Origin of the sequence: Agrobacterium radiobacter (assembly GCF_040801995.1) — a bacterium.
Lineage (GTDB): Bacteria > Pseudomonadota > Alphaproteobacteria > Rhizobiales > Rhizobiaceae > Agrobacterium > Agrobacterium radiobacter.
Genome location: NZ_JBEGHX010000002.1, coordinates 1,455,341 through 1,469,688, shown reverse-complemented (window position 1 = coordinate 1,469,688; position 14,348 = coordinate 1,455,341). Strand labels below are relative to the sequence as shown.

Genomic DNA, 14,348 nt, shown 5'->3' with positions numbered 1-14,348 from the left:
AGTTTGTTTTGTGCAAACCCAAGACAGGAGGAAGAACAATGGACCACAGCAATCACGTCCGTCTGGCTGAAACCGAACTCACGCCATCCGTTCTGGAAGGCGCCACCGTTTATGGCGCGGATGATCACAAGGTCGGTAAAGTTGACCATGTGCACGGTGTCGGCGCCAACACGACAGCCATCATCGATGTCGGCGGTTTTCTCGGCATTGGCGCAAAGCCCGTTGCAGTGCCGATCAGCGACCTTGATTTCATGCGCGACGAGGATGGCGACGTCCATGCCGTTACCTCGTGGACCAAGGACCAGCTGAAGGACATGCCCGAACATCGTCACTAAGCCTGTTCCAGCAGACTTCAGAAGCGCCCGGCCATGTGCCGGGCGTTCGTTTATATGGGCCGCTCCCCGCAACACTCCCCTTCGGTCGGCAAATGGAACGCTTGCGCATGTCAGGCATTTTCATGGCGCGCGATAATTGATCGCAAGGCATTCAAGGGGATAACAATTGCACAATCAGGTTCAGGCCAGCCCGCTGAGCATTGACGACGTGACCATCATCGATGACGAAAAGGTCAAAAAGGCCGTAACGGCCGCAGCCCTTGGCAACGCCATGGAGTGGTTTGATTTCGGCGTTTACGGTTTTGTCGCTTACGCCGTCGGCAAGGTCTTCTTTCCCGAGGCGGCTCCCGCCGTTCAGACCGTGGCGGCACTGGCGACATTTTCGGTGCCGTTTCTCATTCGTCCTCTCGGTGGCATTTTTTTCGGCGCGATGGGTGACAAGTTCGGACGCCAGAAAGTCCTTTCGCTCACCATCATCATTATGGCGGCCAGCACCTTCTGCATCGGCCTCATTCCGGGATATGCGACGATAGGCATCTGGGCGCCCGTCCTCCTGCTGCTCTGCAAGCTCGCACAGGGCTTTTCCGTAGGCGGCGAATATACCGGCGCGGCGATCTTCGTGGCGGAATATGCGCCGGACCGCAAACGCGGCTCCCTCGGCAGCTGGCTCGATTTCGGCTCAATTGCCGGCTTCGTGCTTGGCGCGGGCTTCGTCGTGCTGCTCAGTAGCGCCATGGGGGAAGCAAAGTTCCTAGATTGGGGCTGGCGCATACCCTTCTTCCTTGCCGCACCGCTCGGGCTCATCGGCCTTTATCTCCGCCACGCCGCGGAAGAGACCCCGGCTTTCACCGAACGGCTGCAGCGCGCTGAAGAAGAGGACCGCCAGTCGCTCAAGGAGCGGCCGATGGTGCCGATCGCGGAAATCGCCAGAGAGCATACCCGATCCCTGGCAATCTGCATCGGCATGGTTCTCGTCACCAACGTGACCTATTACATGCTGCTGACCTACATGCCGACCTATCTGTCGAAAACGCTGAATTACAGTGAGGATCACGGCGTTCTCATCATCATCGCTGTCATGGTCGGCATGCTGTTCGTCCAGCCGGCGATCGGCTTGCTGAGCGACCGGATCGGCCGCAGGCCGTTTCTCGCCGTCGGCAGCACGGCGATCCTTTTTTTCTCGCTGCCGGCCTTTCATTTCATTGCCAGCGGTCAGGTGGTGCAGATCTTCTTCGGGCTGCTCATTCTCGCAGTCGCACTCAATTGCCTGATCGGCATCATGGCCTCCACCTTACCCGCCCTCTTCCCGGCCCGCATCCGCTACAGCGCTTTGGCAATCGCCTTTAATATCTCGATCATCGTCGCGGGGCTGACACCAACGGTAACCGCCTGGCTGGTGGAGGTGACCGAAAACATCTACATGCCCGCCTATTACCTCATGGTCGCAGCCATCTTCGGCATCGTCACGACCTTCTTCCTGAAGGAAACGGCCAACCGGCCGCTCTATGGCGATACGCCGAATGCCTCCAGCCGGAAGGAAGCAAAATCGCTTCTTGCCGAGCAATATCTCCACATCGAAAAAAGTGTCGAGGAGATCGACGAGGAACTCGTCAAGCTGGAGGAGCAGAAGAAAACCCTGCAGGCGAAACGCGAGGAACTCGTTGGCCGCCATCCGGACCTGAACTGACAACTGCGCGTCAAAAAATAAAATGCGCGGCGGTGCATCTTGCACCCCGCGCATCAGGTTTGATGGTTTTCAGCAATGCGCCTTGATATCCGCCGTTGCCTGTCTCAAACGGCGAGGAAACCGCCATCGACGGGCAAGACGGCGCCGGAAATCATCTTGCTGTCGTCCGAGAGCAGCAGCGCGATGCTCTGCGCCACCTCTTCCGCTTCGGCAAAACGGTTAAGCGGATGACGAACCATCATCGGCTGGCTCTTTGCGGGGTCGTTCCAGGCTTCGGCAGCGAGTTCGGTCAACGTGATGGTCGGCGCAACCGCGTTGACGCGGATACCGTGGGGGCCGAGTTCCTTGGCGAGAACGCGTGTTGCGCCTTCAAGCCCTGCCTTGGACGCTGCATAACACAGGTGATCCTGAAAACCGCGATGGCCGGCGATAGACGTGATGTTGACGATGGCGCCACCGCCGCCATTTGCGATGCGGGCGCGGGCAAATTCCTGGCAGGTGACGAGGGCCGCGCGCAGGTTGATGCCCAGCACGGCCTCATAACCCGCATCGCTCATGTCGAGCACGCTTTCCAGCACGTTGATGCCGGCGCTGTTGATCAGGAAATCGCAGGGGCCAGCTTCCGCCATGGCGGCGCGGGTGGCGGCGACATCGGCAAGATCGACACGGATCGAACGTCCGCCGATTTCGCTTTTCAGGCTGTCGAGATCTGATTGCGTGCGGCTGATCGCCACCACTTCCGCACCGCGCGCGGCCATCAGCTGCGCACAGGCGCGGCCGATACCTTTTCCTGCGCCGGTGATGATGACGGATTTTCCGGAAAACTGCATGGAATCCTCGTTATTTTGCGGCCGATACGGCCGGATGATCTAAGCTTGTGACGCGTTTCAGGAATGGCTGGCGGAACGAATGGCGCGCGCCGCATTCTGTAGCGCCAGAAACGCATCGTAACGCGCCTGATGAACATTCTGAAAATCAGGATCGGGTGTCGCGCAGCTGGCGATACGCGACATCGCTGGCATGGCGGCGATGAGGTCGGGATAGGTTCCCGCAGCAACGGCACCCAGCATAGCCGAACCGAGCAGCACCGGCTCCTCGCATTCGGTCAGTTCAACCGGAAGGCCGGTCGCATCCGCCAGCAATTGCCGGGCAAGCGGATGAGCACCCGCCCCACCGCTGACGCTGATCGTTTCCACAGGCGCGCCGTTGCGGGCCTGCGTCTCGATAATCTGGCGAAGCCCATAACCGAGGCCGAGAAGCCCCGCCACATAAAGCGCGACGAGAGAATCCACGCCCGTCTCCATGCCGTAACCGGCAATGACCGCGCGGGCATGCGGATCGGCGAAGGGCGCGCGGTTACCGAGAAATTCCGGCACCACATGAAAATCCTCGGCGATCTCAGCTGCGGCGGAAACGGAAGCGGCAAGGCCGAGGGCGCGGTCGGCAAGCCAGACCGGCAAGGCTTTGCCATCCTTCTCGGCAAGCGCCTTCGCCTCGGCAGAGGCCGGGTGCAATTGCACCAGGTAATCGATGGCCGCGCCGGCGGCGGACTGACCGCCTTCATTGAGCCATGCGCCGGGAACCATGGCGGAATAATAGGGACCCCAGACGCCAGGCACAAAGGCGGGCTCGGCTGTGGTGGTCATGGTGCAGGAGGAAGTGCCGAAGACATAACCGAGGCATCGCGAGGCGTCGCCACCCGCTGCCACCGTGCCAACGCCGCCGGCATGGGCGTCAATCAGGCCTGCGGCAACGGCGGTGCCTGCAACCAGCCCCATGGCTTTTGCAGCGTCTTCGGTGAGACCCTTGCCCAGCGCCGTGCCGGGGTGAACGACGCTTTCACCGATGCGGCGGAAGCCCTGCTCCGCGAGATCACCAAGCCCGATGCGGGTGAAATAGTCCGCATCCCAACGGTTCTCATGGGCGAGATAGGTCCATTTGCAGGTGACCGTGCAGGCGGAGCGATCAAGCGCGCCGGAAGCCTTCCATGTCAGAAAATCCGTCAGGTCGAAGAAGTGCTCGGCCCGGGCGTAGATTTCCGGCCTGTTTTCGCTGAGCCACAGCAGCTTCGGCGTCTGCATTTCCGGGGAAATACGCCCGCCGACATATTTCAGGACGGCATGCTCGCCCGCATTGATGCGCTCCGCCTGTTCGACCGCGCGGTGATCCATCCAGACGATGATATCACGTTCGGGATGATCGGTAGCGCCGACCGGCAAAGTCTCGTCATCAGCACCACGCACGACAAGCGAACAGGTCGCGTCGAAACCGATGCCGGCAACCTCAGCCGGATTGATACCGGCGCGTGACACGCTTTCCCGCACACTTTCGCAAACGGCCTGCCACACCTCACCACTCGATTGTTCGGCAATGCCCCCATCTTCGCGGTGCATGGTGATCGGGCGCTTGGCGGTGGCGAGAAGCTTGCCCGCGACATCAAAGACACCGGCCCGCGCCGAGCCGGTCCCGACATCGACGCCAACAAGATAGGAAGCCATTTACGATACTCCTCGGAGCGGATCATCCGGTACTTGAACAGATTTTAAGCGGCGGGGGCCGTTTCCGGTTTTCCCGCCGCTCCAGAAGTTTTTAAACGCGGTCGAAGTTGGTCGGCAAGACCAGCATGTCGCGGATGGTGACGGTGCGCTTGCGCGTCAGCATGTAGATGACGGCATCGGCCACTTCGCTCGCATCGATCAGGCTGCCCGATTCCTTGGCCTTGCGGAGGTTTTCCTCCGGCCAATCGGCCAGAAGTGCGGAAACGACCGGGCCGGGAGAAACCTGCGCGACTCGCACGCCGTGCGGGATCATCTGGCGGCGCATGCCCTGCACGAAGCTGGTGATCGCCCATTTCGAGCCCGAATAGACCGGCTCCCAATAGGTCGGGAAATGGCCGGCGATGGAGCAGGTGACAATGATATCGCCGGTCTTGCGCTCGGACATATGCGGCACGACGGCATGAACGTTCTTCATGACGGCGTTGACGTTGAGGTTCAGCATCTTGTCGATGGCTTCGGGCGTCGTCTCCGTGAGATCGCCGCCGATATAGGTGCCTGCGTTGCAATAGAGAATGTCGATATGATCGACCTTCGCAAGTATTTCCGGGATCATGGCGTTGCAGCTGTCGGCATCGAGCAGGTTCGTGACCTGCGGGATGGCGCGGTCGCCAAGCTTGGCCACCAGATCATTCAAGGCTTTCTCGTTCCAGTCGACCATGACCACGGTCGCGCCCTGTTCCAAGAGGGCTTCCGTGGTGGCAAGCCCGATGCCGGATGCGGCGCCGGTGATGACCGCGATCTTGCCTTGCAGCGATTCAGACATTTAGTTCTCCTGCGTTTATGAAGATGTTTCCGGGCCGGCTCAGCGCCACTCGCGCCCGATATAGATGGCCAGTAGGATGATGCCGCCCTTGATGACATCCTGCAGATAGGGGTTGATGCCCATCAGATTGAGGCCGTTATTAAGGATACCGAGCAGCACCGCGCCGATGAGCGTGCCGAGAATGAGACCCCTGCCGCCTGCAATCGCCGTGCCGCCGAGAACGACCGCCGCAATGGCGTCCAGTTCGAAGCCGACACCGGCATTGGGCTGACCGCTCATCAAGCGGCCGGTGAGGATGAGCGCGGCAAAAGCTGCCGTGACGCCCGAGATGCCATAGACCGCAAGCTTGACGCGCTGGGTCTTCACGCCCGAAAGACGGGCCGCCAGCTCGTTTCCGCCAAGTGCATAGACATGACGGCCGAAAGCCGTGCGCTGCAACAGCACCCAGGCGATGGCATAAATAACCACCATGATCACGACAGGCACCGGAACGACGCCGATACGGCCGACGCCGAACCAGGAAATCCAGCTCGGAATACCGCTGACCGGGTAACCGCCGGAATAGATGAGGCCGAGACCGCGCGCCATGCCCATGGTGGCAAGCGTCACGATAATGGCGGGCATCTTGCCCCAGGCGACAAGCGCCCCGTTGAAGATGCCGATGCCGAGACCGATGAACAGGCCAGCTGGCAAAGCAACCGCGGGCGACAGGCCGGTATTCACCATCAGGCCGGCCGACAGCGTGCCGACAAGCGCCATGACCGCACCGACCGATAGGTCGATGCCGCCGGTGAGGATGACGAAGGTCATGCCCACGGCGAGAATGCCGACGACGGAAACCTGCCGCAGCACGTTCATGATGTTGTTGACGCTGAAGAAATTGTCGCTCGCAAGCCCCATCAGGATCGATACGACGATGAGACCTGCCAGAGGCAGAGCAAGTGGCGAACGCAACATGGCGCCGAGACTGAAACCGCCCGTTTTCGCGGCTGTGCCGGTGTTTGCATCAAGCGACATGTTCAACTCTCCCGGTGGTGGCGTTTGTCATTATTGTTTCTGAATTGATGTCTTCGCCCTCGACCGTGGCGACGATGCCGCCGGAACGGAAGACGCAGACCCTGTCGGACATGCCGATCACTTCCGGCAGCTCCGAGGAGATCATGATGATCGAATGGCCCTTGGCGGCGAATTCACGCATGAGCGAATAGATTTCCGCCTTCGCGCCGACATCGATGCCGCGTGTCGGCTCGTCGAAGATCAACACGCGCATGTCATGGTTCAGCCAGCGCGCGATGACGATCTTCTGCTGGTTGCCGCCGGACAGCGTGTCGACGCGGGCAAAAGGCCCCTGCGCCTTCACCTGCACCTGCGCCATGGCCTTCGTCGTGTGCTCCAGTTCCTTTTTGAGATCGAGGAACCAGTGCGCCTTGCGGTATTTGCGGTAATTGTTCAGCGAAATATTCTGCAGGATGGAGAAGCTGGTGATCAGCCCCTCTTCCTTGCGGCTTTCCGGCAAGAGGCCGATGCCGCGCATCAACGCTTCGTCGGGGCCGGAAAAACGCGTGTCCACGCCATCGACCTTGATCTTGCGGCGCGATGCGGAATGCGCGCCGAGCATGGCCAGCACCGTTTCGGTGCGGCCTGAACCGACAAGCCCGGCAAAGCCGAGGATTTCACCCTTGCGCAGCGCAAAGCGCGAGACGGGGCCGCCCTTCTTCAATTGCAGCTCTTCCACTTCAATCACGCTTTCGGCGGAAGGATCGAGCTGCGGCTTCGGCGGGAAATTGGCTTCGATGCGTCGGCCGACCATCATCTCGACGAGACGGTCATTATCGACCTCCGACGTCAGGCAGGAGCCGATCAGTTCGCCATCGCGCAGAACGGTGATGCGGTCGCAGATCTCGAATATTTCCTCAAGGTGGTGCGAAATGAAGATGATCGCCACACCCTGACGACGCAACTCGCGCATGACCTTGAACAGGTGCTCGGTCTCAGACGGGGTGAGCGTCGCGGTCGGCTCGTCAAGAACAAGGATGCGGGCATCCAGCGACAGCGCCTTGGCGATTTCGACAAATTGCTGCTGGGCAACGGAAAGACGATGCACCGGCACGTCGAGCGGCACATCCACGGCCAGCCGGCTCATGATCTCGGCCGCGCGCTTGCGCATCGCGCCCTTGTTGAGAAGGCGCAGCGGCCCGCGGATTTCGCGGGCGAGGAACATGTTTTCCACGGCATTGAGATAGGGGATCAGGCTGAATTCCTGAAACACGATGCCGACGCCGGCGGCAATCGCCTCATCATAATTGGCGAAGCGGCGATCCTTGCCGTCGATGCGGATCGTCCCCTCCGAGGGCTGCAGAATGCCGCACAGGATCTTCATCAAAGTCGACTTGCCGGCGCCGTTTTCGCCTAGAAGCGCATGCACCTCACCGGCGCGCGCCTGAAGGTCGACGCCACGCAGGACTTCGATCTTGCCAAAGCTTTTTCTTATTCCATTCAGTTCCAGCATTTCACCCTCCTCGATGGTCGGGACTGCCCCGCCCCCGCACGAAGCGGGGACGGGACCTGGGAGGAGTTCTTACCAGCTGAACTCGCCGGCGTTTTTGCTGTCAACAACCATGACGTCGATCGGCACTTCCTTCGGCACGACGCGTGCGCCCCACTTCTGGGCGAGCGCCATGGCAAGACCGACACGAACCTGGTCACGCGGGAACTGCGCGGTGGTTTCGATGAAAGGGCCACCGTCGGCAATTGCCTTCACCGCTTCCGGCGCACCGTCTACCGAGGTCAGCTTGATGTCCTTGCCGGAACCCTGGATCGCAGCGAGTGCACCCATCGCACCGCCATCGTTGACCGAGAAGATACCGGCGAGGTTCGGACGCGACTGAATCATGTTTTCGACGACGCCGAGAGCAACGGAGCGGTCCTGACGGCCGTTCTGCGTGTCGACCAGCTTGATGTCTGCGAATTCTGCAAGAGCCGCCTTGCAACCTTCGACGCGCTGCAGGATCGGCACGACCGGAATGCCGTCGAGGATAGCAACCTCACCCTTACCACCGAGGGCTTCACCGAGATATTTGCACGACTGGTAACCCGCGTCGCGGTTCTTCGAGCCGACGAAGGTGTCGACCGGGCCATTGGCGTTGGCGTCGACGGCGACGACAGTCACGCCGGCAGCCTTGGCAGCGTGAACGGCGGCTTCGATGCCGGCGCTATCGGTCGGGTTCAGGAGCAGGATGTCGATCTTCTGCTGAAGCATGTCTTCAACATCGGAAATCTGCTTTGCCACATCGTGGCCGGCATCGGTGACGACGACATCTGCGCCAATGCTTGCGGCGGCTTCCTTCAGGGCTTCCTGCATCGATACGAAATAGGGGTTGTTCAGTTCCTGGAAGGTCATGCCGATCTTCAGCTTTTCCTGCGCCAGCGCCGGAGCGGCCATCATTGCAATTGCGGCTGTCGCCATCAGAAACTTGGATTTCATTTTCATCTCACTTTTCCTCCCGTTTGGAAAGTTGGGGCAACAGGTGCCCGGTTCCGGACAGCCCTCTGCCCGAATTGGTAAAAATCGGCGATGTGTCGCTGGTTTACTCCGCCATGACCGCTGCCTTCTGGGCTGCGAATATGGTTCGGAACCTCGACGGCGACATTCCCTTCAGTTTCAGGAAATGCCGGTTGAAATTCGAAAGGTTGGAAAAGCCCACATCGTAGCAGACCTCCGCCACCTTCACATCCTGATCCGCCAGGAGCATCTGGCAGGCAAGATCGATGCGTAACTGATTGCGATACCGCACCAGCGTCGTTCCCGTGTGGCGCTTGAAGGCGCGGGAAAAGGCGCTCGGGCTCTGACCCACCATGTCGGCGAGATCGATTTCCTCAACCTGCTCGGTCAGATGCTGGCGCAGATGCGACAGAGCACGGTTGATGCCGCTGTCGCCGATGCCGGTCAGATCCAACTCGTAGCTAAGGCTCGCCAGCACCTCCGATGTCGGGGCATTGACCAGGAGATCGAGAATTTCCCAGAAAAGCGCCAGACGCGTCAGTCCCTGCGCTTCGATCAACCGGAGGATCAGCGGGCGGACGCGGTCGCTCGTCTCATCATCGAAAAGAATGCCGCGGCGGCTGCGATCCAGGAGGCCGCGCACCACGTCCATTTCCGACATGGAAGTGCAGGCATCCTCGATAAAGCTCTCCGGAAACTGGATCACGAGGGAACGTGTCGGCACGATTTCGTCCGGCTCGATCTCGCTGATCCAGTTCTGGGGGAGATTGGGACCGGTCATGATGAGCTGACCGGGGCCGAAGCGGCCGACGAAATCACCGATATAAAACGTGCCCGATGTGGCGACGACGAGGTGGATTTCGTATTCGGGATGATAATGCCAGCGCACGGTGCGGAACGGATAGCCATGCCGCCAGGCGGCGAAGGATTCGCCCTTGCGGATGTGCACCAGTTCCAGATCGGGCTGCATCATGGTTCCTCCCATCAGTCGCGTCCGCCGTATTTGCGGACAGGAGCCATTTCCTCTTTATGGCTCGTCCCAGGCGTTGATGAGGAGCATATGGCGGGCGGCTGCGGTACATCCACATCACGCCGAAGAAATTACCGATACTTTTTTGACTCTTTTTTGTCGAAAATTGAAGAGTCGCCCGAAAGGGCTGACCATAAACGCGGCGATGGGGCCGATTTTTCCGCTCAATTTGGCGTGATGCGCTCAAACAATGCGCAACCGGAAGCGATTTTCGTTGAAATTTTGACGTGTAGCCTGCCGGATGCCGGCAAGCTACACTCATACTTTTCCGCAACGTCTCTGCCGCTCAATCATCAGCGGCTGGCTTCGTTCGTTACTGCGGCATCACGATCTGCAGTTTCACATCCGTTTCCCGCGCTTCCACCGCACGGTCGAAACCGGCGATGCTATCTTCGAAGGGGATGGTCGCGGAAATCAGCGGCTTCAGGTCCACCTTGCCGGACGCGATGAGCGCCACGGCGCGGTCATAGACGTTGGCATAGCGGAAAACCGTCTCCACCCGAAGTTCCTTGGCCTGCAGGCCGACAATATCGACCGGAACCGGATCGACGGGCATGCCGACCAGCACGATCGCACCGCCCGGCCGCGCCAGCTTCGCCATGCCAAGCACGGCGGGTGCGGCGCCCGAGCATTCGAAGACGACATCGCAACCCCAGCCGTCGGTCGCAGCCGAAACGGCCTCTGCGAGATTGCGTTCGCGAATGTTGACGGTTTCGATGCCATCATAGGAGCCGATGATATCGAGCTTCGGCTGGGCAAGATCGGCAACGATGACCTTCGCGCAACCGCCGGCAAGTGCTGCGAGCGCCACCATCATGCCGATCGGACCTGCACCCGTTACCACGGCGATATCGCCCGGCTGGATACGCGCCCGCAGCGCCGCCTGCATGCCGATGGCGAAGGGTTCGACCATGGCGCCTTCGGCAAAGGACACGTTTTCGGGCAGCTTGTAGGTGAAGGCGGCAGGATGAATGACCTCAGGCGTCAGGCAGCCATGGATCGGCGGCGTCGCCCAGAAGCGGACAGCCGGATCGACATTATAGATGCCGAGCTTTGCGGCGCGCGATGTCGGATCGGGAATGCCGGGCTCCATGCAGACGCGATCACCAGCCTTCAGGTGTGTTACCTCGGCACCGGTTTCGATCACCGTTCCAGACGCTTCGTGCCCGAGCACCATGGGCGCATTGACGACGAAATGACCGATCTTGCCATGGGTATAATAATGGACATCAGAGCCGCAGATGCCGACCGTATGGGTGCGGATAAGCACATCCTTCGGCCCGAGTTCACCGGATCCTGCTCCACCGGGAATATCAAAATCCCTGAGCGAGAGCTTGCCTTTTTCTTCCAGCACCAGTGCCTTCATCTCATCCTCCGTGGTTTGCGATACGCCTGGCAGCGAGTTCAGCAAGCGTGATGGCGTGCAACATCGGCAAAAGTAAACAGAAATCGGCCGGATCGGCCGGTTTTTCTTCGCGACGGAAAAACTGTATCGAGGAGCCTGCAATTTCTCATCATCCCCAGTGCGGCGCGGCCTTTGAAGGTGAGGAAAGACGGCATGATTCGCCGCCGCATTCCGCGATCTTCACCCGCTCCCAAGCCTGCCGAGCCGGCGAACCAAATCGCTCACATTTTTTCGCCGGGCAAGGCGCTCGCCTGCCGCACCCAGTCGGCAAACTGCGTTTCATCAAACGCACCCTCATGGATATCGAGGTAACGAACCTTCGGATGTTTGGAGGTGCCGGGTGGCAAGGGTTGTAAAGATACGCCGTTGAGAAAGGTCACTTTGATATATTTCGTAAAACAGTGAAGGCTGAGAAACCAGACATCGTCTTCCATGCCGTAAAAGGGCGAATTCCACTTCACGGCCTTACGCACACCGGGCACGAGGCTTTCGATCAGCGCATCGATACGTGCTCCGACCGGACTTTTCCAACCCGGCATGGCGGCAATATAGGCCTGCACCGGGCCGTCGCCATATCCCTTGGCAATCTGCGGATTGCCGCCCGAAAGAAGTGTCGGCGCAGCAGCGTACGGCTCGGTTTGCGCGATTTCGGCAGATTTACCCGGCTTCTTTTCGACCATCTCGGTTCCCTCCCGGTATTACGCGGCTCCTGCTTTTTTTTCCCAAGCCTCGATGCAAGCCTGCCATAAAAAGCGGCCACAGTAAAAAAACTATATTTTATGTGCGTGCTCATGCTTTACGCCTTGGAGAGCATATTTGAGGCCGAAGCGTCGATGTGTCGGCGTGGCTATCAAAACGCTGACGAACTAGACCGTGCCAATCGCCCGGACTTGCACGCCATTCGATCAATCCAAAAAAAGCGCAGGCTGCGGCACCCTGCCCGAGGCCTAGGCGCGGAGGGCGGCGGCTGGAGACTGACGATAGGCGAGCAAAGCCGGTATCGCCGAAAGAACCGCGGCAAAGCCCAGCAGGAACAGTGCAAGACGCAAATCTTCGCGGGTGAAGCCAACCGGCAGGATGACGCCGCTTTTTGCGGTAAAGAGTTGTGCGCCGATATGGGCAGCGCCCAATCCGACCAGAAAACCGATGCCGACACCGAGCACCACCAGTAAAAAAAGCTCCAGCCAGACGATGGCGAATACCGAGCCGCGCGGCGCGCCGAATGCCCGCAATGCGCCGATCTGCCTGCGTCGTTGCCCGACATGGATCACCGTCACCAGCACCAGCGCCGCCGCCACCAACCCCTGCGAACCGGCGGCAACCGCGCTCAGCACCATCTTGGCATCGCCGAGCGTCGCATAGAGACCCGTCAGAACTTCGCCCGGGAAAACGCCAAGCGTATTACCGGTCCGGTATTCCTGCCGCAGGCGATAGGCGTCGGCGATCGTTTTGGGCTTGACGAGAATGGCCGGCAGGCCGGGCGTGCCCTCGCCGAAAGTCTCCACGATTGGCGCATCCGCATCGATGCCGCCTTGATGGTCAGACTCCACATGCGCCGAAGTGGCTGGGCCGAGGGCCAAAGCATGCTTTTGTCGCTGCGAGACCACCAGCTGAACAGCGGCTTCGGCATGATCCGCCTCGCCTTCGGCATGCGTATCACCATCTTCGTGATGTTCTTCGCCTTCATGGGCGTGATCGTGACCGTCCCCGTGGTGATGTTCTTCATCATGCGCGCCCGCATGGCCATCCTCATGCCCTTCATCATGGCCATGATCATGACCGAGACCATGGACGTGCCACACGGCCTGTATCGGCACGAGAATGGCGCGATCCCAGGGCGTGCCGGTGGGCTGCAATTTGCCAACGACTTTATAGGCGATCTCGGTATGGGTGTGGCCGCCGGTCTCGGCGGTGCCGTGCATCGGCTTGATCTCAGCAGCGAGAGACAGATCGACGGCAGCCCCGAGTATGGCTTCGCCTTCCAGCGCGAACATCCTGCCCTCGGCAAAACCTGATGTCGTGTTGCTGACGAGGCTCATCGTCGTGCCGACTATCGGGTATCCGGCAAAGGAATCGCCAAACCCGACAGGTGCCGCCCAGGCAACGCGCGGATCGGCGGCGAGCTTCGTCAGAACAGCGCCGTCCACAAGCGGCAGCGGTGCGGCCTGCAGAAAAATGGAGGAAAGGATCAACTGGGTTTCGCTGCCGGCCGCGCCGATAACGAGATCGAATTTATCGGCGGCACGGGCGCTGCCGAGACGCAGCGAACGCTCCTGCAGCGTGACCGCAACGCCAAGCGCGGTGGCAAGCGCAACCAGGAGAACCACGACGATGCCACCCAGCCAAAGACGGCGCAGGTCGGCAAGGATGAAACCGATCATGCCGCAATCTCCTTCCGCTCGGTATCGGCGACGATACGGCCGCCGCTGAGGGTGAGACGCCGGTCGAGGCGGCCGATAAGATGCTGGTCATGGCTGGCGACGATAAGCGTGCTGCCGGTGCTGGCCGCAACGGAAAGCAGGAGATCACCGACAGCCTCGCCGCTTTCGAGATCGAGGCTTGCGGTCGGTTCGTCGGCAATGATAACGCCGGGACTGCGCAGCAGCGCACGGGCGATAGCGACACGCTGCATTTCACCGCGCGACATGGTCTCAACGTGCTGCCCCGGGCGTTTGAGGCCGACAGTCGCAAACAGGGATTCCGCGCGCTTCATGAGGTCCGCATTTGCCGCACGCGACAGGCGGGCGGGCAGCAGGATATTATCCAGCGCGGAGAAGCCGGGAAAAAGATGAAACTCCTGCATGACGAGGCCGATATTGGCGGCCCGCCAGCGGTCGCGACGGCCCTCGGGCAAATCCGCAATGTTCTCTTCCCCCCAGACAACGCGGCCGGCCTGAACACGCTCAAGGCCGGCGATGATGTTGATGAGGGTGCTTTTGCCCGAGCCGGAACCACCCGTCAGCGCAACGCGGCTACCGGCAGCGATTTCCAGACCGTCGAGAACGAGAACCGGCGCTGACAAACCGGGAAAGGATACGGCAAGATCATCTATCTTCAGGGACAGCATG

At 60.4% G+C, this 14,348-nt stretch carries 13 protein-coding genes; 2 read left to right on the top strand and 11 right to left on the bottom strand.

Annotated elements, in window-relative coordinates; translation table 11 throughout:
- Positions 1-38 precede the first annotated feature (38 nt).
- Positions 39-335, top strand: coding sequence for a PRC-barrel domain-containing protein (locus MRBLRC7O_RS20570; protein WP_003504518.1), 297 nt, complete (start codon positions 39-41; stop codon positions 333-335).
- 166 nt (positions 336-501) lie between these two features.
- Complete coding sequence (gene proP / locus MRBLRC7O_RS20565; RefSeq protein WP_020812998.1) at positions 502-2,022, top strand: glycine betaine/L-proline transporter ProP; 1,521 nt, start codon at positions 502-504, stop codon at positions 2,020-2,022.
- Positions 2,023-2,126: 104 nt separating this feature from the next.
- Here proP and MRBLRC7O_RS20560 read toward each other — a convergent pair whose 3' ends face one another.
- The 11 genes from MRBLRC7O_RS20560 to MRBLRC7O_RS20510 all read right to left on the bottom strand — a co-directional run bounded on the left by MRBLRC7O_RS20560 (position 2,127) and on the right by MRBLRC7O_RS20510 (position 14,347).
- Positions 2,127-2,852, bottom strand: coding sequence for an SDR family oxidoreductase (locus tag MRBLRC7O_RS20560; protein WP_003504515.1), 726 nt, complete (start codon positions 2,850-2,852; stop codon positions 2,127-2,129).
- A gap of 57 nt (positions 2,853-2,909) precedes the next feature.
- Entirely contained in the window at positions 2,910-4,520 is a 1,611-nt protein-coding gene (locus tag MRBLRC7O_RS20555; RefSeq protein ID WP_020812999.1) for an FGGY-family carbohydrate kinase, read from the bottom strand.
- A gap of 91 nt (positions 4,521-4,611) precedes the next feature.
- Entirely contained in the window at positions 4,612-5,343 is a 732-nt protein-coding gene (locus tag MRBLRC7O_RS20550; RefSeq protein ID WP_003504511.1) for an SDR family oxidoreductase, read from the bottom strand.
- A 39-nt stretch (positions 5,344-5,382) separates the two neighbouring features.
- Positions 5,383-6,360 (bottom strand): ABC transporter permease, encoded by a 978-nt coding sequence (locus MRBLRC7O_RS20545; protein ID WP_020813000.1) that lies wholly within the window; start codon positions 6,358-6,360, stop codon positions 5,383-5,385.
- The gene (locus tag MRBLRC7O_RS20540) at positions 6,350-7,852 is read right to left on the bottom strand and encodes a sugar ABC transporter ATP-binding protein (protein ID WP_020813001.1); all 1,503 of its coding nucleotides are present in this window, start codon (positions 7,850-7,852) and stop codon (positions 6,350-6,352) included. Before MRBLRC7O_RS20540 ends, MRBLRC7O_RS20545 begins: the two co-directional genes overlap by 11 nt.
- 69 nt (positions 7,853-7,921) lie before the next feature.
- Complete coding sequence (locus tag MRBLRC7O_RS20535) at positions 7,922-8,833, bottom strand: ABC transporter substrate-binding protein (RefSeq protein WP_020813002.1); 912 nt, start codon at positions 8,831-8,833, stop codon at positions 7,922-7,924.
- 97 nt (positions 8,834-8,930) lie between these two features.
- Complete coding sequence (locus tag MRBLRC7O_RS20530) at positions 8,931-9,815, bottom strand: AraC family transcriptional regulator (RefSeq protein WP_003504503.1); 885 nt, start codon at positions 9,813-9,815, stop codon at positions 8,931-8,933.
- A 373-nt stretch (positions 9,816-10,188) separates the two neighbouring features.
- A complete protein-coding gene (locus MRBLRC7O_RS20525) occupies positions 10,189-11,241 on the bottom strand; it encodes an NAD(P)-dependent alcohol dehydrogenase (protein WP_020813004.1) in 1,053 nt (350 codons plus the stop codon).
- 260 nt (positions 11,242-11,501) lie between these two features.
- Positions 11,502-11,960 carry a DUF1801 domain-containing protein gene (locus MRBLRC7O_RS20520; RefSeq protein ID WP_020813005.1) on the bottom strand — a complete coding sequence of 153 codons (459 nt, stop codon included), beginning with the start codon at positions 11,958-11,960 and terminating at the stop codon, positions 11,502-11,504.
- Between the two features lie 267 nt (positions 11,961-12,227).
- Complete coding sequence (locus MRBLRC7O_RS20515; protein WP_020813006.1) at positions 12,228-13,661, bottom strand: ABC transporter permease; 1,434 nt, start codon at positions 13,659-13,661, stop codon at positions 12,228-12,230.
- A complete protein-coding gene (locus MRBLRC7O_RS20510; protein WP_367727577.1) occupies positions 13,658-14,347 on the bottom strand; it encodes an ABC transporter ATP-binding protein in 690 nt (229 codons plus the stop codon). The genes MRBLRC7O_RS20515 and MRBLRC7O_RS20510 overlap by 4 nt, the downstream gene beginning before the upstream one ends.
- Between the last annotated feature and the right edge of the window lies 1 nt (position 14,348).

Excerpts from the sequence above, each read along its gene's own strand:
- MRBLRC7O_RS20570 (WP_003504518.1), top strand. The coding sequence starts at position 39 with ATGGACCACAGCAATCACGTCCGTCTGGCTGAAACCGAACTCACGCCA.
- MRBLRC7O_RS20560 (WP_003504515.1), bottom strand. The coding sequence starts at position 2,852 with ATGCAGTTTTCCGGAAAATCCGTCATCATCACCGGCGCAGGAAAAGGT.
- MRBLRC7O_RS20555 (WP_020812999.1), bottom strand. The coding sequence starts at position 4,520 with ATGGCTTCCTATCTTGTTGGCGTCGATGTCGGGACCGGCTCGGCGCGG.
- MRBLRC7O_RS20550 (WP_003504511.1), bottom strand. The coding sequence starts at position 5,343 with ATGTCTGAATCGCTGCAAGGCAAGATCGCGGTCATCACCGGCGCCGCA.
- MRBLRC7O_RS20545 (WP_020813000.1), bottom strand. The coding sequence starts at position 6,360 with ATGTCGCTTGATGCAAACACCGGCACAGCCGCGAAAACGGGCGGTTTC.
- MRBLRC7O_RS20540 (WP_020813001.1), bottom strand. The coding sequence starts at position 7,852 with ATGCTGGAACTGAATGGAATAAGAAAAAGCTTTGGCAAGATCGAAGTC.
- MRBLRC7O_RS20535 (WP_020813002.1), bottom strand. The coding sequence starts at position 8,833 with ATGAAAATGAAATCCAAGTTTCTGATGGCGACAGCCGCAATTGCAATG.
- MRBLRC7O_RS20530 (WP_003504503.1), bottom strand. The coding sequence starts at position 9,815 with ATGCAGCCCGATCTGGAACTGGTGCACATCCGCAAGGGCGAATCCTTC.
- MRBLRC7O_RS20525 (WP_020813004.1), bottom strand. The coding sequence starts at position 11,241 with ATGAAGGCACTGGTGCTGGAAGAAAAAGGCAAGCTCTCGCTCAGGGAT.
- MRBLRC7O_RS20520 (WP_020813005.1), bottom strand. The coding sequence starts at position 11,960 with ATGGTCGAAAAGAAGCCGGGTAAATCTGCCGAAATCGCGCAAACCGAG.
- MRBLRC7O_RS20515 (WP_020813006.1), bottom strand. The coding sequence starts at position 13,661 with ATGATCGGTTTCATCCTTGCCGACCTGCGCCGTCTTTGGCTGGGTGGC.
- MRBLRC7O_RS20510 (WP_367727577.1), bottom strand. The coding sequence starts at position 14,347 with ATGCTGTCCCTGAAGATAGATGATCTTGCCGTATCCTTTCCCGGTTTG.